Genomic DNA, 22,884 nt, shown 5'->3' on the forward strand with positions numbered 1-22,884 from the left:
TACTTCAGACCATCCTTAGGTTGTATTGAGAATGCCTTTAGTCTGCGTAGGATCAGGTATTTGCCAAGAGAGGGGCAAGATAAAAGGTGCGTAATGCGGTTCGGGTACTTTGGACGAAAAACTTACGACTGGTGTCACTCTCTCGGTTTACCGGCTGAAGGCAAGAATGTTGGTACGGTTAGACGTACACGATCAGTAGTTCGGCAGTAGTTTGGTCCGCCGAGCCGTCCGTACGGTTCAAAGCGATCCACTCGAACCCTAAGTTTCTCTTCGTCGATTAAGTCTTCACGAAAATACATCGCGACAATTTCACCAAATACGATGGAGCGCCGTGTCGAAAACTCGAGAATTTTATACAGCTTGCATTCCCAAGCGATGGGAGCATCGGTGATGCGCGGTACATCAATCGAGGTAGAAGGAGTCAAGCCAAAACCTACCGTGTCTGCTTCTGAGATGTGAGAGGGAAAATCACTGCCGCACAATACCATTCGTTCGGCGATGGTCTCGTCAACCATGTTGACTACGAATTGCTCGCGCTCGATGATATTTTTCAGAGTGTCTTTCTTTTCACCTGGGCGATGACTCTCCTCACCATAGTGATCGACAGCAATAACAAACAGAGGGGGATCTTCGCCCATATAATTGAAGGCACTATAAGGTGCCGCATTGCACAACCCTTCGCTGTTCAAACTTGTCACCAGCGCAATGGGGCGGGGGCCCACGCTCCCGGTAATCAGCCAATATTTTTGCATATTGGTCAGTTCCGACATGGCTATGTGCGTCATGCGTATCTCCAGTTTCGCGCTCTCGCGCCACACGATCAACTAATTATTGTAAGAAGCAACATTACCAACTAGGTTGGATTTTAGCTTTTGAATATTACAAATTCCAATGAGAATGCAGGGAGTTGATATAGCCATTGGTAATAGCAGAGATGGGTTCCTTCGGTCTGGGTAGGCCTAGGTTTGGAGTCGGCATCAAGCGCCTGACCGTCGAAGGCGGTCCGCACGTCAGTGGCTCGTACGTGAACGCCGGGCTGGTAGATGAAATCAGTGTGCTGATTCTGCCCCTGGTCGATGGCTGCGGAGCGCATCTGGCGTCGTTCTCATCGCCACTCCGGAGTTTTGGTCCAATCGAAAATCATTCTTACCTTTTTGATGATTGGCATGGGTGATGGATTCTGTCGTGTCAGAAGTATCGCATGCGCTACGGTATGCGCATTCTCAGGTTGGTGATTTTGATTCATTTGTGTGCATTGATGGTGAAAGGCGGTCTGGCTATTACCATTGGTAATGGTAGGTCACGACATCTTGATTTGTCCTTGTTTTTTTAACGCCATAAACTGAATTTCGCCAGCCTAATTGCCTTTGTCTTTACCGTTGCATGGAACCTTATGTACAAAGCTTTTAATGGCAAGGTAATCTTTTTAATGCAAGGAGTCATTATGTCCATTTCCCCAGTGACAATGCCAAGCTCGCAGGAAAAAGGGGACGTTCTGCCATCAGGGCCGAGTAAGCCCGAGATGATGGCGGCAGTCGCCTCGGTATTGTCCTTTCTTAAAGACAAGCCGTTGGATGAGCAGTTGGAAATCGAGCTCAATCAGCGTTTCGGTGCAACCTCTGAGGTGTATTCAGAGCTGCTTCGGCTGTTGCGCGTGGGTATAGAGGAAGGCTGGGCCTGCTACGCCGAAATCGACGGTCCGGACTATCGCCGCGGGCAACTGGCCAAGTCGACTGAGAACGCTAATGGTTACAGCGTAGAGACCGGCATGTTGAAGAACGTGTTGGGCAACTATCACCTTCACCCCCAAGGCGAGATCAACATGATCGGACCGGAGGACGATGGTGCAACCTTCTGTGGCAACGGTGCAGGATGGAAAGTGTTCGCACCCGGCAGCCAGCATTTTCCAACAGTTAAAGGTGGCAAAGTCACAATGCTGTTCTTTCTCCCAGGTGGAGAAATTGAATACATGGATCCCCCACGGCATAAGTAATAATTTTATTTAATAGCCTCCCAATAATTATAAAAGAAGGACAGGTGATGAATAAGTTCGCGGCGTTCGCGTTACTCTCTGTGTTGACCATGACCATGACCATGACCATGACCATGACCGTGCAGGCGGCTGACAGCGTAAAAATTGGTTTTGTCAGTACGCTGTCCGGCCCTCTTTCTGGGTTTGGGCTTGAGATCCGTGATGGCTTTAATCTGGCGTTAAAGACGAGCGGGAACAAAATCGGCGGAATACCCGTTGAAGTAGTGGAAGGTGATGATCAGGCGAGTCCCGATGTTGGCAAGCAATTAGCCGACAAAATGATCAAACGAGATAAGGTTGATTTCTTGACCGGTATTGTTTATTCGAACGTCATGCTGGCCGTGGGGCCGCCTGCCTTTGCATCTAAAACCTTTTATATCAGTGCGGCAGCGGGGCCGGCGGCGTTTGCCGGTGAGCGTTGCAATAAGTACTTCTTTGGTTTGTCTTGGCAGAACGATGGGCAGAGTGAGGCGGTGGGCAACTACATGACTACCAATCACTATAAGAAAGTATTCATTATTGCGCCAAACTACACGGGCGGCAAAGAAAACCTCGAAGGGTTCAAGCGTTTCTTCAAGGGTGATGTCGCTGCAGAGGTTTATGTGAAGTTGGGGCAGTTGGACTTCGCCTCGGAGCTCGCACAAATTCGCTCGACCAAACCGGATGCGGTGTTTTTCTATCTGCCAAGTGGTATGGGCATCAACTTCATCAAACAGTATGTGGGTGCCGGCCTGGATAAGGAAATTCCCTATTTCTCGACGGGTCACTCGGCTGATGAAGACGTGATTGCTGCCGTGGGTGCCCCCATCGTTGGTCTCAAAAACGCTTCGCACTGGGCCTGGGATTTGAAAAACCCACAAAATGATGCCTTCGTTGCAGACTTCAAAAAAGCCTATGGCCGAATCCCGACCATGTACGCCTTTCAAGGCTATGACGTGGTCCGGCTTCTGGACAGTGCTGTGAGAGACGTCAAAGGCAATTTGACTGATAAAGAAGCACTGCACACCGCCTTGATGACCACTGATTTCAAATCGCTTCGTGGCAATTTCAAATTTAATACCAATCAGTTCCCCATGGACACCTTCTATCTGCGCGAGGTGCAGAAAGACAATGCCGGGCTGATCACTAACAGAACTATCGCGACGATTTTCGACAATCACGCTGACGCCTATGTCGGTGCCTGCAAGCTTTAGCCCCGTCATCAGTGACGCTTCATTCAGTACACCTTGACTAAACGGAAAGAACCTTATGAAACCAACAAATAAAATATTGGCGTTTTCCGGCAGTACCCGAAAAGCCTCGTTTAACGTTAAATTACTGAATCTCGCCGTGGCCGCCGCGCAGGAACACGGCGCGCAGGTCACGCACATCGATTTGCGTGAATTTCCGCTGCCGATCTATGACGGCGATCTGGAAGCGACATCGGGGGTCCCGGAGAACGCCGTACAATTGCGCGAACTCCTGCTGACCCACGACGGGTTGCTAATTGCGTCGCCGGAATATAACGGATCGGTGAGTGCACTGTTGAAGAACACCCTGGACTGGTGTTCCAGGCCTGCCAACGGCGTCGAAGGTCTGGCGCCGTTTCGCGGTAAAGCGGTTGGCTTGATGGCGGCGTCGCTCAGCCCATTCGGCGGCCTGCGTGGGATCATCGACTTGCGTGGAATTATGGCGAAAATGGGCGCTGTGGTTTTGGCCGAAGACGTCGCGATCGCTTCTGCGCAAAACGCGTTCGATCCGACGGACGCCTTTGTCGATTCCAACACTGCGAAGCTGGTCGATCAATTTACGTCGAATCTCATTGGTCTAGTCGCGAAACTGCACCCGAATACTGACGCGTCCAAGGTTGAGCGATGAGCACCCTGATCATTGAGGAAGCGCTGAATGGATTGCAGTTCGGACTCATGCTTTTTCTGCTGGCAGCGGGGTTGACCTTGGTGTTCGGGATCATGGACATGATCAACCTGGCCCACGGCTCGCTATACATGATTGGGGCTTATTTGACCGCGACTGTGACTGACGCGAGCGGTTCTTACTTCATCGGCGTACCTGTGGCGCTGGTGGCAACTGCGATCATCGGAATGGTACTGGAGGTGAGCCTGTTCCGAAGGCTGTACCGACGGGATCACTTGTCCCAGGTGCTGGCGACCTTCGCTCTGATTCTGATCTGTAACGAATCGGTACGGATGATCTGGGGGGCTCAGCCGATCCCACTCAATACGCCGGTTGCCTTTACGCATCCTGTCGAATTGATGCCCGGCCTGCAGTACCCGGCGCAGCGATTAATGATTATCGGTGTGGGATTGGTGGTCGCGGTTGCCATGTACTTCCTAGTGGCCAAAACCCGCTTGGGTATGTGGGTACGGGCTGGGGCTTCGAATCGCGAAATGGCGACCAGCATGGGTGTGAACATCAAATGGTTGTTCACCGCCGTGTTCGGCATCGGTGCAGCGCTGTGCGCCTTGGCGGGCGCAATGCTCGGTCCATTGTTGGCGGTGCAGGTCGGGATGGGTGAAAGCATTCTGATTTTGGCCTTCGTGGTGGTGGTCATCGGAGGTATCGGCTCGATTAGGGGGGCATTTGTCGGTGCCCTACTGATCGGTGCGGTCGATACCCTGAGTCGCTCGTTGCTACCGCTGTTACTGAGCAAGTTTCTGTCGCCGGCGGTGACCTCCTCGATTGGTGCAGCCGTGGCCTCCATCATCATTTATGTTCTTATGGCTGCCGTTTTGTTCTGGAAGCCACAAGGCCTGTTCCCTGCGCGTGGGTGACCCTATGACCTCGACCCTTCACCACAGCGTTCGGCTCGGCGTGGCTGCCGTGGCGCTACTTATTTTGCTGGTATTACCTTGGGTAGCCAGTGTGCTGGATCAGACGTTTTACATGACGTTCGCCACTCGGATCATGATCTTTGCCCTGGCCGCCACCAGCCTCAATCTGGTCCTGGGTTTCGGCGGTCTAGTGGCGTTCGGGCACGCCGGTTTTTTCGGGATTGGCGCTTATACAGTGGCCATTTTGATGGACATGGGCATCAGTTCCGCCTGGACTGCGTGGCCGGCCGCAGTGGCGATTAGCGCCGCGTGCGCGCTGCTGATTGGGCTGATTTCACTACGCACCCGCGGCGTGTATTTCATCATGATCACCTTGTCGTTCGCCCAGATGCTGTACTACATCTTTCAATCTCTGGCCGCATTTGGTGGTGATGACGGCATGTCCCTGGCTGGGCGTTCGACCCTGCCACTGGGACTTGATCTATCATCTGACGTCACTTTCTACTACGTCGTGTTATTGATCTCGGTGGTGGTGATGTTCGCCGTGCAACGTACGGTCAACGCGCGCTTTGGACGGGTACTGCAGTCGATTCGCGAAAACGAATCGCGAATGGAATCCATCGGCTATCCGGTGTTTCGCTTCAAGCTGGTGGCCTTCACCTTGTCCGGCGCACTGGCAGGTTTGGCCGGTGCGCTGGTCGCCAACCAGAATGGCTTCATCAGTCCTAACCTGATGCTTTGGACCCAGTCCGGTACGCTGATGATTATGGTGATTATGGGGGGGGTGGGTTATTTGTATGGCGGTGTTTTCGGTGCAGCGTTGCTATTAATATTGGAGGAGACGCTGTCCAACTACACAATTCATTGGCAATTGCCATTAGGCGTCATTCTTCTGCTGGTCGTGCTGTTTGCACAAACCGGCATCGCCGGAATATTTAGCAGGAAGGTGTCCTCATGAACCAGCCGCTCCTGGAAATCCGCAATTTGGTAAAACGCTTTGGTGGCCTGGTCGCCACCAACGGCACCAACCTATCCATCCATAGCGGTGAAATCCATGCACTCATCGGCCCAAACGGTGCCGGCAAGACCACACTCATTCATCAGATTTCCGGGGCGCTGAACTCCGATGAAGGGACGATGATTTTCGACGGTGTCGACATATTCGACATGCCCATGCACAAACGCGTGGCGGCTGGTTTGGCTCGGTCTTATCAGATCACCAGTATTTTTAAAAAACTGACGGTGTTGGATAACGTTGCGCTGTCGGTGCAGGCACGCAGTGGCAGCAGTTTTCGGTTTTGGCGAGCGGCTATTTCCGAGGCTGCGTTATTTAACGAAGCCCACCAGATCCTCGAACAGGTTGGTTTATCGTCGAAGGCCAAAACCATCGCCGGCAGTCTGGCCCACGGTGAGCAACGGCAACTGGAATTGGGCATCACACTCGGGACCCGCCCAAAATTGTTATTGCTCGATGAACCCATGGCCGGTATGGGCCCTGAAGACTCGGAAAAAATGGTGGAGTTGCTCATGGCGCTTAAGGGTAAATCGACCGTGCTGCTCATCGAGCACGATATGGCTGCGGTGTTCCGGCTCGCCGACCGAATGTCCGCGCTGGTTTATGGTCGAGTCATTGCCACCGGTGTGCCGAACGCTGTGCGGGAAGACCCTGAAGTCAAAAGAGCTTACCTTGGCGAGGAGGCGGTATGAGTGCGATCCTTGAAGTCAGCAACGTAGAAACTTCTTACGGCGAGAGCCAGATTCTGTTTGGCGTGAGTTTGAAGATCAGGGAAGGTGAAATGTCGACCTTGCTCGGCCGCAACGGCATGGGCAAGACTACCAGCGTGCGCTCTATTTTGGGACTGACGCCGGTCAACTCGGGATCAATTCGTTTTCGCGGTGAATTGATCGAGCGCAAATCGGCGGACGCCATTGGGCGCAAGGGTATTGCGGTGGTGCCAGAAGGGCGGCATATCTTTCCGAACCTGACGGTGAAAGAAAACCTGGTGGCCTTTGCCTGTAATCGCAACAAATCCTCTGAGCCATGGACGCTGGACAAGGTCTACAACTTTTTCCCACGGCTGGCTGAGCGCGAGCGCAACATGGGTTCGCAGCTGTCTGGTGGCGAACAACAAATGTTGGCCATCGGCCGTGCGCTGATGACTAATCCTTACTTGTTGATACTGGACGAAGCGACTGAGGGCCTGGCACCGCTGATTCGAGATGAAATCTGGGCTTGTCTCCACGCGTTGAAAAAAAGCGGGCAGACCGTGCTGGTGATCGACAAATACGTCGAGAAGCTAATTGCTCTGGCTGACCATCACACCATTATCGAAAAGGGCCAAGTCGCCTGGCAGGGTTCTTCAAAGGAACTGAGTCTGGACAAAGGCCTTTGGCAGCGATATTTAGGCGTCTAGATACCATCAATAGTTCTATTTTAGTGGAGTTGGCCAGAGGGTTGCTCCTGGGCCAGCTTCGCTTTTTTTTAGGTGGCTATTACTTTCACGAATAAATGACCGTGATCTTTTGAATTTGGTTTTCTACGCATATCGATAAAATAAAACCATCTTGCAACCCCCTGCAGAGCAGAAAACTATGAATACCTTATCGAATCAAGCATCACGTGTTGTGCCTGGCACCGTGCCTTGTCAACTGCTTAATTATGTCGACGGTAACTTTGTTACTTCTGTCTCGAGTTTCGCCAATATTAATCCGGTGAATGGCGAACTTGTTTCCAATGTGTTCGAGGCGGATGCGAAGCAGGTCAGCGATGCTGTTGTTGCTGCGCAAAAAGCGCTGAAAGGCCCGTGGGGGAAGCTGAGCGTCCATGACCGTGCGGCGGTGATTCACAAAATCGCTGATGGCATCCAAGCTCGATTCGAGGAGTTCGTGGCGGCGGAAGTGGCCGACACTGGTCGTCCGGTTCATCAGGCGCGGACCCTCGATATTCCACGTGCCATCGCCAACTTCCGGACCTTTGCCGATTTGGCGAAGACCAGCAACACCGACTTGTTTGAGATGGCTACAGCGGACGGTGCGGGCGCGCTGAACTACACCGTGCGCAAGCCGTTGGGTGTGATTGGGATTATCTCGCCCTGGAACTTGCCGCTGCTGTTGTTTACCTGGAAAGTTGCGCCGGCTCTTGCCTGCGGTAATACCGTGGTCGCAAAGCCGTCGGAAGAATCGCCGTCGTCTGCCACTTTATTGGCCGAAGTCATGCATGACGCCGGTGTTCCACCTGGCGTATTCAACTTGATTCACGGATTTGGTAAAGATTCGGCCGGTGAGTTTCTGACACAACATCCCGGTATCAGTGCCTTGACCTTTACTGGTGAGTCGAAAACCGGTTCGGCGATCATGAAATCGGTGGCCGATGGTGTCAAGGAGGTGTCGTTCGAATTGGGCGGAAAGAACGCCGCCGTGGTCTTTGCCGACGCCGATTTTGATGCCGCTGTAGCGGGTGTTTTGCGCTCTTCCTTTACCAACTCGGGACAAGTCTGCCTGTGTTCAGAGCGTGTGTACGTTCATCGTTCGATCTTCGACAAGTTTGTCGCGGCACTCAAGATTGAAACTGAGAAATTGATTGTGGGTTATCCGGATCAAGAAGGCGTCAGTATGGGCCCTCTGATTTCCCACGGGCATCGCGACAAGGTGCTGTCGTACTACCAATTGGCGGTTGAAGAGGGCGCCACGATTGTCACGGGCGGTGGGGTTCCTCAGTTCAACGATGAGCGCGATCAAGGCGCTTACGTGTTGCCGACGATCTGGACCGGGCTGTCAGACCAGGCGCGCTGCGTTACCGAGGAGATCTTCGGCCCGGTGTGCCACATCTCGCCGTTTGATGACGAGGACGAAGTCATTGGCCGCGTCAACGATAGCGACTACGGACTCGCCTGCGCCATCTGGACCACCAATCTTTCCCGCGCTCATCGTGTTTCCCGGCAAATCCATGTCGGCCTGGTCTGGGTTAATACCTGGTACCTGCGTGACCTGCGCACGCCTTTTGGCGGAGTGAAGCTGTCCGGTCTGGGCCGTGAAGGCGGTCGTTTCTCGATGGACTTCTACTCCGACATCGCCAACATCTGCATCAAGCTTTAAGGGGCATGGACATGCGTCGAACCCTGCAATCGAGCGCCATTGCTGCACCTCGTTTTCACTATTCGCCCTGTGTGGCGATCGGTAGCACCTATCAGGTCTCCGGAATGATTGCGTTGGATCCTGCCTCCGGTCAATTGGTCGAGGGTGGTCCCGGCGCGCAAACCAGCCGCATCCTCGCGAATCTGCAAAGTGCGTTGCCTGATTATGGATTGACCTTGGGCGATCTACTTATCGCTCGAATCTACACCACCCGTTTTGACGCATTCGCCGAGATCAACGCGGCCTGGGAAACCTTGTTTTCCGGCGGTTTGATACCGCCGGCAAGGACCAGTGTCGGCGTCAGTGCGCTGCCTTTGGGTGCCAGTGTCGAAATTGAATTTTCCTTCGTTAAATCATCACAGTGATCAAGAAGCCATGAAAAATAATATTGAACTCGCCGCGTCGAGGTTATGGCAGGCGGAGCTGGACGGAATACCTTGCGAGCCTGTCCGCGACTTGATCGGGATTGACGACGTTGAGCTGGCGTATGCCGTGCAGCAGATCAACACCGAGCGTCGGCTCAAAGAGGGTCGGCGTCTGGTCGGTCGCAAAATCGGCCTCACTTCCAAGGTCGTCCAGCAGCAGCTCGGTGTCGACCAGCCGGATTTCGGCATGTTGTTCGCTGACATGTGTCTGGCTGATGGCGAAGAAATCGCTAACCGCCGGGTGCTGCAAGCTAAGGTCGAGGCGGAAATTGCGCTGGTCATCGAGCGTCCTCTGGACCAGGGCAAACACACGATCGCTGACATTATCCGCGCTACTGCATTTGCTCTTCCGGCCATAGAGATCGTCGGCAGCCGTGTCGCGAACTGGGACATCAAACTCACCGATACCATTGCCGATAACGCGTCCAGCGGACTGTTTGTGCTGGGCTCGCGTCCGGTCAAGCTGGATGCATTCGACATCGTCGCCTGCGGCATGGTCATGGAACGCCGTGGCGATCAGGTCAGCGTTGGAATGGGTGCGGCCTGCATGGGCAATCCGCTGCTGGCTGCCGTTTGGCTGGCCGACACCATGGCGCGTCTTGGGCAACCGCTGCAACCAGGCGACATCATCATGACCGGGGCCCTCGGGCCTATGGTTGCTGCGGCTTCTGGCGATATTTTTGAAGCCAATATCCAAGGCCTGGGTCGCGTTCGCGCCTCCTTCGCCCCTGCGGAGGAGTAACAGACATGGACCAGAACACTCGGCTACAAGTTGCCATTATCGGCTCCGGAAACATCGGCACCGATTTGATGATCAAGGTCTTGCGTAATTCAAAACACTTGGCGATGGGCGCAATGGTGGGCATCGATGCAGCTTCCGATGGCTTGGCTCGCGCTGCACGGATGGGTGTTGCCACCACTCACGAAGGCATCAACGGTTTGGTTAACCTGACAGGATTCGAGCAGATTCGTATCGTGTTCGACGCGACCTCGGCCGGTGCACACGCCAAGCACAACGAAATACTGCAGCAGCACGGGATCAAGGTCATTGATCTAACACCTGCCGCTATCGGTCCTTACGTGGTGCCTGTGGTCAATCTGAGGGATCACCTGGCGAGCACCAACATCAACATGGTGACTTGCGGTGGTCAGGCAACGATTCCTGTGGTGCGCGCCATATCGCGGGTCACTCGGGTTCGTTACGCCGAAATCGTGGCCTCGATTGCCAGTAAATCTGCAGGCCCTGGTACCCGCGCCAATATCGATGAGTTCACCGAAACCACCTCCCATGCGATCGTCAGTGTGGGCGGTGCCGAACACGGTAAAGCGATCATTGTGCTAAACCCGGCCGAACCACCGTTGATGATGCGCGACACCGTTCTGTGCCTGGCCGAAGGCGATGCCGACACTAATGCGATCCGCGAATCCATCGAACAGATGGTTAAAGACGTAGCGGCTTACGTGCCGGGCTACCGCATGAAACAGGACGTGCAATTCGACACGATTCCCGCTGACAAGCCCATCAATATTCCGGGCGTTGGCCTGGTCTCCGGCATCAAGGTGTCGGTGTTTCTGGAAATTGAAGGCGCGGCGCATTACCTACCCGCGTACGCAGGCAATCTCGACATCATGACGTCTGCCGCGCTCGCCGCTGCTGAGCAGATTGCCGCCAACATGATCGCGGCCGGGTAGGGGTATGACTATGAATAGCGCCAAGAAAATCTTTATCCAGGACGTCACCCTGCGTGACGGCATGCATGCAATTCGTCACCAGTATTCGCTTGATCACGTCATGTCCATTGCCAAAGCACTCGACGTGGCGAAGGTCGATAGCATCGAAGTGGCTCACGGCGACGGGCTCGCCGGTTCAAGCTTCAATTATGGCTTTGGTGCCCACAGCGATCTGGAGTGGATTGAAGCGACCGCCTCGGTGCTCAAGTACGCCAAGCTCGCGACCTTGCTGCTGCCAGGCATTGGCACTCTTCATGACCTTGATGCTGCGTTCAAGGCAGGCGTGCGCACCGTCAGGGTTGCGACCCATTGCACGGAAGCCGATATCTCTCGCCAGCACATTGAGCATGCTCGCAAATTGGGCATGGACACGGTTGGTTTTCTGATGATGTCGCACATGGCGACTCCGCAGAAGCTCGCGGAGCAAGCCAAGCTCATGGAAGGTTACGGCGCTGAATGTGTGTACGTCGTGGACTCGGGCGGCGCCTTGTCGATGCAGGGTATTGCCGAGCGCTTCAAAGCCTTCAAAGACGTCCTTGACCCCTCGACCCAAACCGGCATGCATGCGCACCACAATCTGTCGTTGGGGGTCGCAAACTCGATTGTCGCCGTGGAAAACGGTTGTGACCGGGTCGACGCCTCGCTGGCCGGTATGGGTGCCGGGGCAGGTAACGCCCCGCTGGAAGTCTTCATCGCCGCCATCGACAAGTTGGGCTGGAACCATGGCACTGACCTGTTCACCTTGATGGACGCCGCTGACGATCTGGTACGTCCCCTGCAGGACCGCCCGGTACGGGTAGACCGTGAAACTCTCGCGCTGGGTTACGCCGGTGTCTACTCAAGCTTTTTGCGTCATGCAGAAGCAGCTTCGGCGCGTTATGGCGTTTCGGCCGTCGACATCCTGGTCGAGCTGGGCAATCGGCGCATGGTGGGGGGGCAGGAAGACATGATCGTTGATGTCGCCCTGGATTTACTGAGCAAAGGAGGGGGTAAGTGATGAGCAACCTGGACATTTATGCCATTTCAACGGCGCTTGATAACGCAGCCAGATACCGTGAAGAAATTGATCCGCTGACCCCGGTCCATGGGTTCAATCTGAATGAAGCATATGAGATTCAGCGGACGTCGATTGCTTTGCGTCATGCTCGCGGCGAATTGCCGGTCGGCATCAAACTGGGCTTCACCAGCCGCGCGAAGATGATTCAGATGGGCGTCGACAGCCTGATTTGGGGTCTTCTCACCGACGCGATGTTGTATGAAGAAGGAGCAGTGATTGACCTGTCTGACTTCATCCATCCGCGTGCTGAACCCGAAGTCTGCTTTTTGACCAAGCGTGACATCGACCGACCTCTGACGTTACTGGAAGCCTCGTCCTACCTCGAAGGTGTTGCCCCAGCGATTGAAATTATCGATTCCCGTTACCGCAATTTTAAATTCACGCTGGAAGACGTAGTCGCTGATAACTGCTCCTCCGCCGGCCTGGTGATCGGTGCCATGTCGCGCAATCTCACCGATTTGGCCAACTTGGGAGTGGCGATGCGTTTCAACGGCAGGCCCATGCAGATAGGCAGCACCGGCGCCATCCTGGGTGATCCGCTGCGCAGTGTCGTGCAGGCCTCGCGTTTGGCTGCACGCGCAGAAATGGTACTCCCAGCGGGGTCCTTGATTATGGCGGGCGCTGCCACCGCCGCTCAGGCGTTGACCGCCGGCACCCATGTCAGCGCAGAAGTTACTTCTCTGGGACGTGTCGAGTTTTATACGGGAGCGCGAGCATGAGTACTGAAGCGAAATTGGTTGAAGGAAAAGCCCTGCCCCGTGGAAAGTTTCCCCACGTAAAGCGTGCTGGCGATTTTCTTTTTGTTTCAGGCACAAGTTCCCGTCGCCCGGACAATACGTTAGTCGGTGTCGAAGTGGATGAAATGGGGACCACGCATCTCGATATCGTGGCGCAAACCACTGCGGTCATCGAGAATATTCGAGACATTCTTGGCAGTGTTGACGCGACGTTAGACGACGTGGTCGAAATATCGACGTACTTGGTCAACATGAACGACTTCGCCGGTTACAATCAAGTTTACGGCACGTATTTCGGTTATGAAGGCCCGGCGCGAACCACCGTCGCCGTGCACCAGTTGCCGCACCCACACTTGGTTATCGAAATTAAAGCTGTCGCCTATAAACCGTTGTCACAGAAGGGAGTTTGACGATGTTTACATACGGTAAACCATTGAATTTTCAGCGCTGGCTTGACGATCACAAAGACTTGCTTAAACCGCCAGTTGGCAACCAGCAAGTGTGGAAGGATGCCGATTTTTTGGTAACGGTAGTGGGAGGGCCTAATTTTCGTACCGATTTTCATGATGACCCGATGGAAGAGTTCTTCTATCAGTTTAAGGGCAACGCTTACTTGAACATCATGGACCGGGGGCAGTTGGAGCGTCTTGAACTGGAAGAGGGTGCGATCTTTCTTTTGCCCCCACATTTGCGTCACTCACCGCAACGGCCTGATCCGGAAAGTCGCTGTTTGGTCATTGAACGCCAACGGCCACAAGGCACGATCGATGGTTTTGAATGGTACTGCTTGAACTGTAACGGGCTTGTCCATCGTGTTGAAGTACAACTTAAAAATATCGTCACCGATTTGCCCCCGTTGTTCGATGTGTTTTATGCCAATGAGAACTTACGCAAGTGCCCGCAATGCGGCCAGGTTCACCCGGGTAAGGCGGCGATTGATGCAATGGCGCGTGGAGAAAAATCTTGAAAAGTCCACATATCGATATGCATTCGCACTTTTTTCCACGGATTTCGGAACAAGAAGCTGCGGAGTTCGATTCGGCACAGGCACCTTGGCTACAAGTAAGCGCTAAAGGTGATACCGGTTCAATTATGATGGGCAAGAATAATTTCCGTCCGGTTTACCAGGCTCTATGGGATCCCGCTGTCCGGATTGAAGAAATGGACGCGCAGGGCGTGGATGTCCAGGTGACTTGCGCCACGCCTGTGATGTTCGGCTACACATGGGAGGCCAAAAAAACGGCGCAATGGGCTGCGCGAATGAATGATTTGGCCTTAGAGTTTGCCGGTCACAACCCCCAGCGTCTCAAAGTTCTGGCTCAGGTACCCTTGCAAGATCTGGATTTGGCGTGTAGAGAAGCATCGCGTGCTGTGGCATCGGGGCATCTTGGTGTACAGATTGGCAACCATTTGGGAGACAAGGATCTCGACGATGCGACACTCGAATCCTTTTTGACCCACTGTGCCAACGAGAACATCCCAATTCTGGTTCATCCGTGGGACATGATGGGTGGACAGCGGATGAAGAAGTGGATGTTGCCGTGGTTGGTTGCCATGCCGGCGGAAACACAGCTTGCGATTTTATCGCTGATATTGTCCGGTGCATTCGAGCGAATTCCAAAGTCGCTGAAAATTTGCTTCGGGCACGGCGGGGGCAGTTTTGCATTTCTGCTAGGGCGCGTTGATAACGCTTGGCGACATCGCGATATCGTGCGCGAAGACTGCCCGCGCCTGCCGTCCGAATACGCCGACCGATTTTTTGTCGACAGTGCGGTATTTAACCCGGCGGCACTGGAGCTGTTGGTCAGTGTGATGGGCGAGGATCGTGTCATGTTGGGGTCCGATTACCCATTCCCATTGGGGGAGCAAAAAATAGGTGACTTGATTTTGACCAGTGATTTTGAGGAGTCAACCAAGAAAAAGATTCTGTCGGGCAACGCCAGCCAGTTTTTCAACATTCCGCTGTAGTCAGCAGTACTGATACACCATTTCCTATTACTGAAAATCAGGACGGCAAACATAAAAGCGTTCTATTTAAAAGGCGCGATAAGCACTCTGAATTTGCTAGCGCGCCGTTCTGAAAGTTCAAGAGCGCTGGTAAGTAAGCGGGGCTTACTGGCAAGAAAATTTGTAGGTATTTAGTCTGGAAATCAGTCTTTTCCTGAGGATCGGATGGCCCATCGCGTTATACTCTGTTTTTAGCATTCGATGGGCACTAATGTCGATTTTATACCTGGAGCGTTATGGAAATCTTACCCATATCGGCAATCACGTTAAGTCGAAAATTGAAATTCAACCAGCTCATGATATTTGAGCTGGTGCTGGAGTCAGGTTCATTTGTAAGAGCTGCCAATACCATGGGCCTTACTCAGCCAGCGATCACTAAAGCTATTTACGATCTGGAGTCTTTTTTTGGCGGTCCTTTGTTTGATCGCTCCAATCGAGGGGTGACGCCCACCGAATTCGGCATCATGTTAGGTCGTCGCGTAAAGTCATTGATTGCTGAAACTCGTTACATGACTGAAGAAGTCAACGCTTTCCGCACAGGGGATGCCGGGCACGTTATTGTCGGTACACTTATCTCCGCGTCGGCGAAGCTTTTACCGCGTGCCATAGTGAAATTACGCAAGGCTACGCCAGGTGTTTCGATCACGGTCCGTGAAGGTACAACGGCACAAATGTTTCCCGCTTTGGCCACTGGGGACCTTGACATTGTGGTCGGTCGGCTTCCGGAGCAAGAGCTGGCGCATGCGTTTGCGCTCAAGCACGAGGTCTTGTTTGATGAATCCTTTTGCGCGGTAGTGGGAAAAGGTCATGCACTGTCGGATCGAAAAGGTCTGAACGTTGCCGAGTTGATGTGCGAGGAGTGGATATTTCCGTTGCAGGAGTCCCCCTCCTACAATGCTGTCGCTAAGTTTTTCCGGGATGGCGGGTTAGGCCTGCCGCCTCATCATGTACATTCTCTTTCGACGCTGACTAATATTGGCTTGTTGTTGGAAACCGATATGATCGCGCTGATGCCCCGTGCGGCTGCATTGCAATTCTTGAAAGCTGGCTTGTTGGCCATCCTTGATATGACCAGCACCGCCAATTTTGGCCAAGTCGGTTTTTCGATACGGGCTGACAAAGACGTTAACCCTGCCTGTAAAAATTTTATTAAGTGTCTTCGTGAGGCCGCCATGGGAATATTTGAATAACCCTCTTCCCTGAGCGTAATCCCCCTGTTCCGTCACTCTTGATCGGACCACCTTTCATTCTATTCTCCTTCGTTTGTCTGGTTTTCAGGCACGTAATTTGATGGCGCCTATCGGATTGTCTATTACTAACGGTAATGGACGATGAGGGGATATTGATTGGCATTTGTTTTTTGGATGGCCTAAAAAGAGAGTGTGTCTTTTTTGGTGTTTTGCAAATCCAAGTACAGAGCGACTGGATAATCAGCGTCGCTTGCTGTATTGAATTCATTCGCCGACTAAGTCGCAAGTGTTAAACAGCATATAACAACAATGAACAGCTGTGACCGAGCGGCACTATGCTGTGCGTATCACAATAATAAAAATATTTTGCCCCTTTAAGCCAATCAGTGACTTTTAACGGAGCTTACTATGCGCATAAAAACAATAAATGCTGTCGCTTTGATGGTGACAACTGGAGCAATACAGCCGGTACTGGCCAGCCAACAGTCGGATGCCACCGGATTTGTTGAAGGTTCGAAAGCATCCATCAACATCCGCAACATGTTCATGAATCGCAACTTCCGTCAATCCAGTGCGCCACAGAGTTTCGGTGAAGAATGGGCCCAAGGTTTTATCGGTACTTTCCAGTCAGGTTTTACGCAAGGGACGGTCGGCTTCGGTGTCGACGTGCTTGGCCAGTTCGGTATGAAACTGGACACCGGCGATGGCCGCACCGGCGGTGGTACCGGCCTATTGGAACAGGACAAAGATGGCGCCAAAGACAATTACTCAAAACTCGGTGGCGCTCTAAAGGTTCAGGTCTCCAACAGTGTGCTTAAGTACGGCAATCAGCTTATGTCGTTGCCGATCCTTTCTACCTCCGACGCGCGGCTGTTGCCCGAGTCAGCCACTGGATTGTCGCTGACCAGTAACGAAATAAAAAATCTGACGTTTTCGGCGGGGCATTTCACCGGCCTCAACAATCGCAATGACAGCAAGCCCGACAGCGCCCGGCTCACCAGCCTCGACTACGTCGGCGGGTTTTACAAGTTCAGCGATCGCTTGACCGGCAGTTTGTTTTATCAAAAAGTCGAAGATTACTGGCGCAAATACTATGGCAGCACCACCTACGCTATCCCGCTCACCAAGACCCAGGCCTTGAATTTTGACTTCAATATCTACGACACCAAGAGCAGTGGCGAAGCTCGGGCAGGTGAATTGGATAACCGGATATGGAGTTTGTCGGCCGCCTACACCTTGGGCGCGCATCGATTCTTGATTGGTCACCAGCGTGTGTCCGGGCGTGGTGATTACCAATATGGTATCGATGGTTTGAGTACGGTGTATGTGGGCAACTCGATCCAGTATTCCGACTTCAACTACCAAGACGAAAAATCCTGGCAGGTCCGTTATGACATGAATCTGGCGCCTTACGGAATACCGGGCTTGACCTTTATGACCCGATACGTAAAGGGCACCGGATTCGATACCGCGGCGACCAATAACGGCCATGCCTGGGAACGAGATATCGAATCCAAGTATGTGGTGCAAGAAGGCCCCGCAAAAAATTTGAGTTTCCGGCTACGCCACGCTTCGTACCGCAGTTCCGATAGAGGCGGTGAGATCGACGAAATTCGGATCATCACGGAATACCCGCTAAACATTTTTTGAGGCTCGACTGGAAGTCAGACGTTCATGGCGGCTGTTGACGCAGCCGTTTTGAGCATTACACGAGGTGACAACATGGGCTACGACATCAAAATCTTCGATCCAATAAGGACCGCGGTTCTGGTCATCGACATGCAGAATGACTTCATCGCCGTCGGTGCGCCGTTGGAAACGTCTACCGGTCGAGCATTGATTCCGATACTGAATAAACTGGTCGACGCCTTGCGCGACAGAGGTGCCACTATCATCTACACCGCCCATGTACACAAGGAAGACGGTACGGATATTGGACGTTATGGGGAAATCCATCCGCCAAGCGGCCGAGGAGAGGCGTTGGTTGAAGGCAGCCTTGGGGCCGAGATCTATCCAGAATGCGCACCAAAGAAGGGTGATCGACTGATCAAAAAACATCGTTACAGCGCTTTTTTTGAAACTGAACTGCAGCAGATTCTTAAAGAGCGGTGGATCCAGAACGTGGTGGTTGTGGGTGTCACTACCGAGAACTGTGTTCATGCCACAGCGAGGGATGCGCTGTTTCGTGACTACCGTACTTTCGTTATTGCCGATTGCTGCGCTACTCGTGATCATCCGGATGCCGGCTGGGGTGCATTGTCTGCCTCGCAAGTACAACAGACTTCGCTGATAATACTCAAACAATCAACCGCCGATGTCTGTACGTCGGAGGAGCTTGTGAAACGATTTTGCTTTCCGACGGTTCTGCCTACTTGATAATTTTTATGTCTCCTATTGTGTCTGGTCCCAGGACTTCCGCACTGCTAGGGTTCTTGTTTGAAAAGCAACATCAGAGACGTAGTTCCGTGTGGACTGATGTTTGAGTATCTTGTCGATCAGCCAAGTTTGTTGGTGTCGAGTCAACTAGGTTGTTCGCACTTTCAAATCGCTTTGATATTTAGACAGTATTCACAGGCAAGTCCTGCTTTCATTAATTCATAGTTCTTTCGCAGGCCTGCCATTACGGTTTATATACACGATGAAGCTTATATAAAAGCAACCATAAGTAGCCATTGAACCGGTCTCATTCATCTGGAGAGCAGGCCTACGAAGCTTTATTGGCCTAGAGCGACCAGACAAGTTTGACCAAGGTCGTCGTCCCTTCTGGTCTGTTTTCTACTAAGGCTTATTTTAGATATTTCGCCTCTAAAGACCAGCCTTGCCCTTGGTAATGTAAACCTGGTCCGTATGCGACTTCCTGCCCTCGAAATCCTATATCGGAGCCGTCTACTCGATCGGATGTTAGTTGCTTGAAGGCATCCCCCTGAAGGCCAATCGTCCAGTGTGGGCTGATCTCATAGCCCGCAGCATAGTTTGCAGCGAAATACTGGCCAGAGTGGTAGTTAGTGGCGTGATTGGTTGAGTTGAAGCCGTAGGTCACTTCAGTGGAAAGGTCCCATCCGTTAGGTTGGTGGTAGCTATATAGAATGAGCGGTCGCAAGGTGTAGTAGTTTTTGCCGGCATTCGCCATCTGGTTTTTGTCGTAGGTGCCAGTTGGAACTGCCGCCTCCATGGCTGTCACCCAATGGTGATACCCATTGTGCCAAGAGAGGAATACTGCCAGGACTAGGTCTGCCATCGCTTGGCGTTGATCGGTCATTCCGCCCTGGCTGACACGTAGATCCAGTATCGGTTGAGCTGCACTAAAGCCTAATTGTCCTCCCATGATCTTTGTTTCAGTCATCCAGATTAGGCGCGGAATAATCGCATCCAGATTTATTCCAAAACCAGGAATCAGGGATTTACCATGTTTGTCATTAAAGCGAGACGCGTGATAATTCTGATAGTATGCCAGCAGGTAAACGCCAGGAGGAGGAAGATTGCCTGTGGTGAAGCCCTCGGCACCAAGGGCAAAAGTATCGGCACCATTTTCAGTTGCGACTGCCAGATTTCCTGCCATGCAAGCAGCAAATCCTATTGCCAAACGAATGCTCGGGATGTTCATTGAATTAGCCTTATTATTTTTATTTAGCGCTTTCGCTGCCTGTGCGAGTTGCGGTCGCATCTTGGCGAACGTAAAGCAAGGTAGCGAACCGTCGTGGCTTATCTAGAACGGCAGGTAGCCAGCGAATACGGAATCTGGCTAACTTCGTACAGCGCTAGGGTTACAGACTTTGTACTAAGCATAAATCGATTGCGTGAGTGGGCTTACCTGCGGAGAAGGCCAGCTAGGGCGTTGTTCAAAATGCTTCTGGTCGGGAGTTCGCTATAAAGTTGAAGCAGCCAAGACTGCTGTTCGGCATAGGGGATTGACTAAGCTCGTGAGGTTGGAACATCGACCCGTGATAACCGAGTTCGGCGAGTCTGGGAGGGCGACTCGCCGAAGCGGGATTTGTATTGCTGGTAGAAGGTTCCCAAGTGGGTAAATCCCCACTGCGATGCGATGGACTCGATCGTTGTCGCGGAATCGTTGCCGGGCAACAATTGCGTATGCACACGATCAAGCCTCAGTTCAACTAGATAACGCATCGCAGTGGTACCCTTGAACTCCTTGAAGGTACGGGTTAGGGAACGAATACTGCAGCTGGCTGAATTGGCAATATCGGCAAGGGTCAGAGCATCACTAATATGATGCTCCATGTACGCCACCGCGCGATGCCATTGGCTCGGAGCGATGGTCGTAGCCTGCTCCGCCAACGCTGGCGGGTAATTGTGAGGCTGACACGACAACAGCGTCATCATCAACAGCTCCTCAGTCGCGGGTGCGAACTGCTCACGGAAGAGACGATCACCACCTCTTTCAAGCGTGCTTACCACAAATTCCAGCAAGGACAACCAGCGCCAACTGACTTGAAGTCCATCCATGACCACGGCGAATTTCAATGGCCTTCTTCCCTGCCTACCTATCATCCGCCAGCACAACGACTCCACACGTCTACGTGGAATCCGCAATTTGAATGCGGTCGAGCCCGCCGCGTACTCGAAGCGGGAATGATCCTCATCGACGGTAAGTAATGTAGCACCAGCGACGACATCGTAACTGTTGCCGGCTGTCACAACTCGAATGCGCCCCGCGATCACCGTCGTAACGATTAGCCATCCCCCCAGATCATCAGGTTCAATATTCACGTCACTGCCGTAGTTGACTGTGGAAATATTAAGTGTGCCCCAATTGACCGTATGGACAAGAACGGGCCCAGCATCCCTCAGTCCGGACGGTGCATAGCTCCGGAATGGGCCAAATAGTGTGGATATCACTCGATTTGCTTCGGTACGATCATCGGTACACAAAAAGAGATGTTCGTCAGAAAGTAAGAGACGGCGAAATTCAGAGGGTGTAACGGATGAGTGCGTCATGGTATCTCTCGCAAAACACAGTCGTGTTAATTGATGCAGTATTGATAACTCTGATTTTTTCTCGGAAACTCTAAGGAAGTTATTAAGTCCGGCGCTAGGTACCAGCTGCTATAGCAGGATGCAGCACATGAGTTCAAAATGTCAACTGTCATGAAGGTTATATTATTTTTAAACGGATATACAAGTACGGTTAGATTTAAGATATTCCATCTTGTAATAGACGCTCATGATTTTTTGATTACTAAAGCGCCAATTTACTCGATAGATTTTAGAACTGCGTTTCGAGCATGAGCGTTCTGCACCTGCTGCAACGCTTGAAAACCACATCGAGAGATTAACCATGAGCGAAATGTCTGCTGAGTTTCAAAAAGAACAATCCACTCGCGCGTCGTTGTTAAAGAGGGCTAATCTGGAGGCTGGTTTCTTCAACTTCATAGGGGGCAAACGGGTTTCTCTCGGCGGCACCCTGGATGTTGTGAATCCGGCCACGGGGGAGGCTATCGCCTCGGTCCCTGACGTGGGCCAGGAAGGATTGGATCAAGCGGTTGCCGCTGCTCGCGGCGCTTTTCCTGCATGGGCAGCAACTCCATACGCCGAGCGGCGAGGGCTCCTGAGCTCCTTTATTGCTCGGATCAAGGAGCACGAACCGGACCTGATAGCGCTGCTAACGGCAGAGCATGGCCGTCCGCTATCGACATCCACTTGGGAACTGCAAACGCTCACAGATGAATACGGTCCGGCATTGATTAATCTGGAATTGCCTTCAGAAGAAAGCGATACGAAAACAATGGGCCATGTGATCAAGCGATATACTCCGCTAGGCGTTGTCTGCGCCATTAGTCCATGGAACGCACCAGTACTTTTATCCTTTCTGAAAGTTTTGGCAGCGCTGGTGACCGGCAATACCATCGTTCTGAAACCTTCACCGTACGCACCTTTGACAGTGCTACGCATCGCGGATTACGGAATTGATCTGCTACCACCAGGCGTGCTGAACATCATCACCGGTGGCGATACTCTTGGTCCGCTGATGACGGCGCACCCAGGGTTCGACAAGGTAACCTTCACCGGTTCGACTCAGACTGGCAAGCGGGTAATGAACTCAGTGGCGACAACTCTCAAGCGCTTGACTCTGGAGTTGGGCGGTAACGATCCTGCTATTGTGCTTCCAGATGCTGATCCAGAAAAGATAGCCGAGTCACTGTTCTGGAGCATGTTTATGCTCAATGGACACGCATGCATCAGTCTTAAGCGTCTTTATATTCATGAGTCGATTTACCCGGCAGTGACTCAGGCGCTCATTTCCTACGCCACTCAAATTAAGACTGGCGATGGCTATGCGCCAGATTCGGCGCTGGGACCTGTGCAAAACAAGATGCAATTTCAACAGATCCAGGCGACCTGGGCAGAAATAGAGAGCAGCGGAACGAAAGTTCTGTATCAAGGTGAGGCACCTGATCAGGGATATTTCTTTCCTGTGACGATGCTCGATAATCCCGCGGACGATGCTTCCTTTGTGAAAAAAGAAGTGTTCGGTCCTATCCGCTCCGTCATGAAATACACGGATTTAGACGACGTAATTCGTCGTGCCAATGACACCAGTTATGGACTCGGTTCATCAGTCTGGGGTACTGACACTAAACAATTAGTAGAAGTTGCTAGCCAGTTGAAGTCCGGTACGGTCTGGATTAATCAGCACGCTAGTTTGGCTGGTGATCTACCGTTCGGTGGTCATAAGGAATCAGGTTTCGGCGTTGAGTTTGGCATTGAAGGGTTGAAGTCTTATTGCAGCGTGCAAGTTATTGCTACCAAATAAAGATATTAGCGGCTCTTCGCATTTAAGG

The 22,884-nt window shown here is 52.5% G+C and carries 24 protein-coding genes; 21 read left to right on the forward strand and 3 right to left on the reverse strand.

The genetic code is table 11. The features are described from left to right. Positions 1-134 precede the first annotated feature (134 nt). Positions 135-785, reverse strand: coding sequence for a flavin reductase family protein (locus HX812_RS27185; protein WP_016978854.1), 651 nt, complete (start codon positions 783-785; stop codon positions 135-137). A gap of 149 nt (positions 786-934) precedes the next feature. Between HX812_RS27185 and HX812_RS27190 the strand changes: the two genes are divergently transcribed. From HX812_RS27190 to HX812_RS27285, 20 genes are all read left to right on the forward strand, one after another. Beyond that, positions 935-1,174, forward strand: a complete 240-nt coding sequence (locus tag HX812_RS27190; protein WP_256262539.1) for a dihydrofolate reductase family protein — start codon at positions 935-937, stop codon at positions 1,172-1,174. Between the two features lie 219 nt (positions 1,175-1,393). Then, complete coding sequence (locus HX812_RS27195) at positions 1,394-1,993, forward strand: DUF4863 family protein (protein ID WP_016978852.1); 600 nt, start codon at positions 1,394-1,396, stop codon at positions 1,991-1,993. 47 nt (positions 1,994-2,040) lie between these two features. Continuing rightward, the gene (locus HX812_RS27200; RefSeq protein WP_218170005.1) at positions 2,041-3,225 is read left to right on the forward strand and encodes an ABC transporter substrate-binding protein; all 1,185 of its coding nucleotides are present in this window, start codon (positions 2,041-2,043) and stop codon (positions 3,223-3,225) included. A 55-nt stretch (positions 3,226-3,280) separates the two neighbouring features. Further along, positions 3,281-3,889 (forward strand): NADPH-dependent FMN reductase, encoded by a 609-nt coding sequence (locus HX812_RS27205; protein WP_025999937.1) that lies wholly within the window; start codon positions 3,281-3,283, stop codon positions 3,887-3,889. Next, positions 3,886-4,803, forward strand: a complete 918-nt coding sequence (locus HX812_RS27210; protein ID WP_038844280.1) for a branched-chain amino acid ABC transporter permease — start codon at positions 3,886-3,888, stop codon at positions 4,801-4,803. Before HX812_RS27205 ends, HX812_RS27210 begins: the two co-directional genes overlap by 4 nt. A 4-nt stretch (positions 4,804-4,807) precedes the next feature. Beyond that, positions 4,808-5,761 (forward strand): branched-chain amino acid ABC transporter permease, encoded by a 954-nt coding sequence (locus tag HX812_RS27215; protein WP_050572401.1) that lies wholly within the window; start codon positions 4,808-4,810, stop codon positions 5,759-5,761. Next, on the forward strand, positions 5,758-6,510 hold the full coding sequence (locus HX812_RS27220) for an ABC transporter ATP-binding protein (RefSeq protein ID WP_016978848.1): 753 nt from the start codon (positions 5,758-5,760) through the stop codon (positions 6,508-6,510). The genes HX812_RS27215 and HX812_RS27220 overlap by 4 nt, the downstream gene beginning before the upstream one ends. Continuing rightward, positions 6,507-7,217 (forward strand): ABC transporter ATP-binding protein, encoded by a 711-nt coding sequence (locus HX812_RS27225; RefSeq protein ID WP_016978847.1) that lies wholly within the window; start codon positions 6,507-6,509, stop codon positions 7,215-7,217. The genes HX812_RS27220 and HX812_RS27225 overlap by 4 nt, the downstream gene beginning before the upstream one ends. Positions 7,218-7,395: 178 nt before the next feature. After that, a complete protein-coding gene (locus HX812_RS27230) occupies positions 7,396-8,898 on the forward strand; it encodes a 2-hydroxymuconic semialdehyde dehydrogenase (RefSeq protein WP_050572400.1) in 1,503 nt (500 codons plus the stop codon). Between the two features lie 11 nt (positions 8,899-8,909). Further along, the gene (locus tag HX812_RS27235) at positions 8,910-9,302 is read left to right on the forward strand and encodes a RidA family protein (RefSeq protein ID WP_200864483.1); all 393 of its coding nucleotides are present in this window, start codon (positions 8,910-8,912) and stop codon (positions 9,300-9,302) included. 10 nt (positions 9,303-9,312) lie between these two features. Further along, complete coding sequence (locus HX812_RS27240; RefSeq protein ID WP_025999934.1) at positions 9,313-10,104, forward strand: 2-keto-4-pentenoate hydratase; 792 nt, start codon at positions 9,313-9,315, stop codon at positions 10,102-10,104. A gap of 5 nt (positions 10,105-10,109) precedes the next feature. Next, positions 10,110-11,054 carry an acetaldehyde dehydrogenase (acetylating) gene (locus tag HX812_RS27245; RefSeq protein WP_016978843.1) on the forward strand — a complete coding sequence of 315 codons (945 nt, stop codon included), beginning with the start codon at positions 10,110-10,112 and terminating at the stop codon, positions 11,052-11,054. A 4-nt stretch (positions 11,055-11,058) separates the two neighbouring features. Beyond that, positions 11,059-12,090: a 4-hydroxy-2-oxovalerate aldolase gene (dmpG, locus tag HX812_RS27250; protein ID WP_200864481.1), complete on the forward strand. Its 1,032-nt coding sequence runs from the start codon at positions 11,059-11,061 to the stop codon at positions 12,088-12,090. Next, the gene (locus tag HX812_RS27255; RefSeq protein WP_016978841.1) at positions 12,090-12,869 is read left to right on the forward strand and encodes a 2-keto-4-pentenoate hydratase; all 780 of its coding nucleotides are present in this window, start codon (positions 12,090-12,092) and stop codon (positions 12,867-12,869) included. The genes dmpG and HX812_RS27255 overlap by 1 nt, the downstream gene beginning before the upstream one ends. Next, complete coding sequence (locus HX812_RS27260; protein WP_016978840.1) at positions 12,866-13,297, forward strand: RidA family protein; 432 nt, start codon at positions 12,866-12,868, stop codon at positions 13,295-13,297. Before HX812_RS27255 ends, HX812_RS27260 begins: the two co-directional genes overlap by 4 nt. 2 nt (positions 13,298-13,299) lie before the next feature. Further along, positions 13,300-13,854, forward strand: a complete 555-nt coding sequence (locus HX812_RS27265) for a 3-hydroxyanthranilate 3,4-dioxygenase (RefSeq protein ID WP_016978839.1) — start codon at positions 13,300-13,302, stop codon at positions 13,852-13,854. After that, positions 13,851-14,855 (forward strand): amidohydrolase family protein, encoded by a 1,005-nt coding sequence (locus HX812_RS27270; RefSeq protein WP_235165410.1) that lies wholly within the window; start codon positions 13,851-13,853, stop codon positions 14,853-14,855. The genes HX812_RS27265 and HX812_RS27270 overlap by 4 nt, the downstream gene beginning before the upstream one ends. Before the next feature lie 275 nt (positions 14,856-15,130). Then, on the forward strand, positions 15,131-16,084 hold the full coding sequence (locus HX812_RS27275; RefSeq protein ID WP_016978837.1) for a LysR family transcriptional regulator: 954 nt from the start codon (positions 15,131-15,133) through the stop codon (positions 16,082-16,084). 408 nt (positions 16,085-16,492) lie between these two features. After that, positions 16,493-17,734 (forward strand): OprD family porin, encoded by a 1,242-nt coding sequence (locus HX812_RS27280; protein WP_025999932.1) that lies wholly within the window; start codon positions 16,493-16,495, stop codon positions 17,732-17,734. Positions 17,735-17,806: 72 nt separating this feature from the next. Further along, on the forward strand, positions 17,807-18,460 hold the full coding sequence (locus tag HX812_RS27285) for a cysteine hydrolase family protein (RefSeq protein WP_025999931.1): 654 nt from the start codon (positions 17,807-17,809) through the stop codon (positions 18,458-18,460). Between the two features lie 409 nt (positions 18,461-18,869). On the opposite strand, the gene HX812_RS27290 is transcribed toward HX812_RS27285, so the two are convergent. Together HX812_RS27290 and HX812_RS27295 are read right to left on the reverse strand one after the other, a co-directional pair. Next, positions 18,870-19,688: a transporter gene (locus tag HX812_RS27290; RefSeq protein WP_016978834.1), complete on the reverse strand. Its 819-nt coding sequence runs from the start codon at positions 19,686-19,688 to the stop codon at positions 18,870-18,872. Between the two features lie 308 nt (positions 19,689-19,996). After that, a complete protein-coding gene (locus tag HX812_RS27295; RefSeq protein ID WP_080589276.1) occupies positions 19,997-21,040 on the reverse strand; it encodes an AraC family transcriptional regulator in 1,044 nt (347 codons plus the stop codon). Positions 21,041-21,380: 340 nt separating this feature from the next. On the opposite strand from HX812_RS27295, the gene HX812_RS27300 reads away from it, so the two are divergent. Then, positions 21,381-22,856 (forward strand): aldehyde dehydrogenase family protein, encoded by a 1,476-nt coding sequence (locus HX812_RS27300; protein WP_080642367.1) that lies wholly within the window; start codon positions 21,381-21,383, stop codon positions 22,854-22,856. Positions 22,857-22,884 lie beyond the last annotated feature (28 nt).

The organism is Pseudomonas sp. IPO3749, assembly GCF_013386605.1.
GTDB lineage: Bacteria > Pseudomonadota > Gammaproteobacteria > Pseudomonadales > Pseudomonadaceae > Aquipseudomonas > Aquipseudomonas azotoformans_A.

What these genes read in the sequence shown, in the direction of transcription:
- HX812_RS27185 (WP_016978854.1), bottom strand. Translation starts at nt 785, where the DNA reads ATGACGCACATAGCCATGTCGGAACTGACCAATATGCAAAAATATTGG.
- HX812_RS27190 (WP_256262539.1), top strand. Translation starts at nt 935, where the DNA reads ATGGGTTCCTTCGGTCTGGGTAGGCCTAGGTTTGGAGTCGGCATCAAG.
- HX812_RS27195 (WP_016978852.1), top strand. Translation starts at nt 1,394, where the DNA reads ATGTACAAAGCTTTTAATGGCAAGGTAATCTTTTTAATGCAAGGAGTC.
- HX812_RS27200 (WP_218170005.1), top strand. Translation starts at nt 2,041, where the DNA reads ATGAATAAGTTCGCGGCGTTCGCGTTACTCTCTGTGTTGACCATGACC.
- HX812_RS27205 (WP_025999937.1), top strand. Translation starts at nt 3,281, where the DNA reads ATGAAACCAACAAATAAAATATTGGCGTTTTCCGGCAGTACCCGAAAA.
- HX812_RS27210 (WP_038844280.1), top strand. Translation starts at nt 3,886, where the DNA reads ATGAGCACCCTGATCATTGAGGAAGCGCTGAATGGATTGCAGTTCGGA.
- HX812_RS27215 (WP_050572401.1), top strand. Translation starts at nt 4,808, where the DNA reads ATGACCTCGACCCTTCACCACAGCGTTCGGCTCGGCGTGGCTGCCGTG.
- HX812_RS27220 (WP_016978848.1), top strand. Translation starts at nt 5,758, where the DNA reads ATGAACCAGCCGCTCCTGGAAATCCGCAATTTGGTAAAACGCTTTGGT.
- HX812_RS27225 (WP_016978847.1), top strand. Translation starts at nt 6,507, where the DNA reads ATGAGTGCGATCCTTGAAGTCAGCAACGTAGAAACTTCTTACGGCGAG.
- HX812_RS27230 (WP_050572400.1), top strand. Translation starts at nt 7,396, where the DNA reads ATGAATACCTTATCGAATCAAGCATCACGTGTTGTGCCTGGCACCGTG.
- HX812_RS27235 (WP_200864483.1), top strand. Translation starts at nt 8,910, where the DNA reads ATGCGTCGAACCCTGCAATCGAGCGCCATTGCTGCACCTCGTTTTCAC.
- HX812_RS27240 (WP_025999934.1), top strand. Translation starts at nt 9,313, where the DNA reads ATGAAAAATAATATTGAACTCGCCGCGTCGAGGTTATGGCAGGCGGAG.
- HX812_RS27245 (WP_016978843.1), top strand. Translation starts at nt 10,110, where the DNA reads ATGGACCAGAACACTCGGCTACAAGTTGCCATTATCGGCTCCGGAAAC.
- dmpG (WP_200864481.1), top strand. Translation starts at nt 11,059, where the DNA reads ATGACTATGAATAGCGCCAAGAAAATCTTTATCCAGGACGTCACCCTG.
- HX812_RS27255 (WP_016978841.1), top strand. Translation starts at nt 12,090, where the DNA reads ATGAGCAACCTGGACATTTATGCCATTTCAACGGCGCTTGATAACGCA.
- HX812_RS27260 (WP_016978840.1), top strand. Translation starts at nt 12,866, where the DNA reads ATGAGTACTGAAGCGAAATTGGTTGAAGGAAAAGCCCTGCCCCGTGGA.
- HX812_RS27265 (WP_016978839.1), top strand. Translation starts at nt 13,300, where the DNA reads ATGTTTACATACGGTAAACCATTGAATTTTCAGCGCTGGCTTGACGAT.
- HX812_RS27275 (WP_016978837.1), top strand. Translation starts at nt 15,131, where the DNA reads ATGGAAATCTTACCCATATCGGCAATCACGTTAAGTCGAAAATTGAAA.
- HX812_RS27280 (WP_025999932.1), top strand. Translation starts at nt 16,493, where the DNA reads ATGCGCATAAAAACAATAAATGCTGTCGCTTTGATGGTGACAACTGGA.
- HX812_RS27285 (WP_025999931.1), top strand. Translation starts at nt 17,807, where the DNA reads ATGGGCTACGACATCAAAATCTTCGATCCAATAAGGACCGCGGTTCTG.
- HX812_RS27290 (WP_016978834.1), bottom strand. Translation starts at nt 19,688, where the DNA reads ATGAACATCCCGAGCATTCGTTTGGCAATAGGATTTGCTGCTTGCATG.
- HX812_RS27295 (WP_080589276.1), bottom strand. Translation starts at nt 21,040, where the DNA reads ATGACGCACTCATCCGTTACACCCTCTGAATTTCGCCGTCTCTTACTT.
- HX812_RS27300 (WP_080642367.1), top strand. Translation starts at nt 21,381, where the DNA reads ATGAGCGAAATGTCTGCTGAGTTTCAAAAAGAACAATCCACTCGCGCG.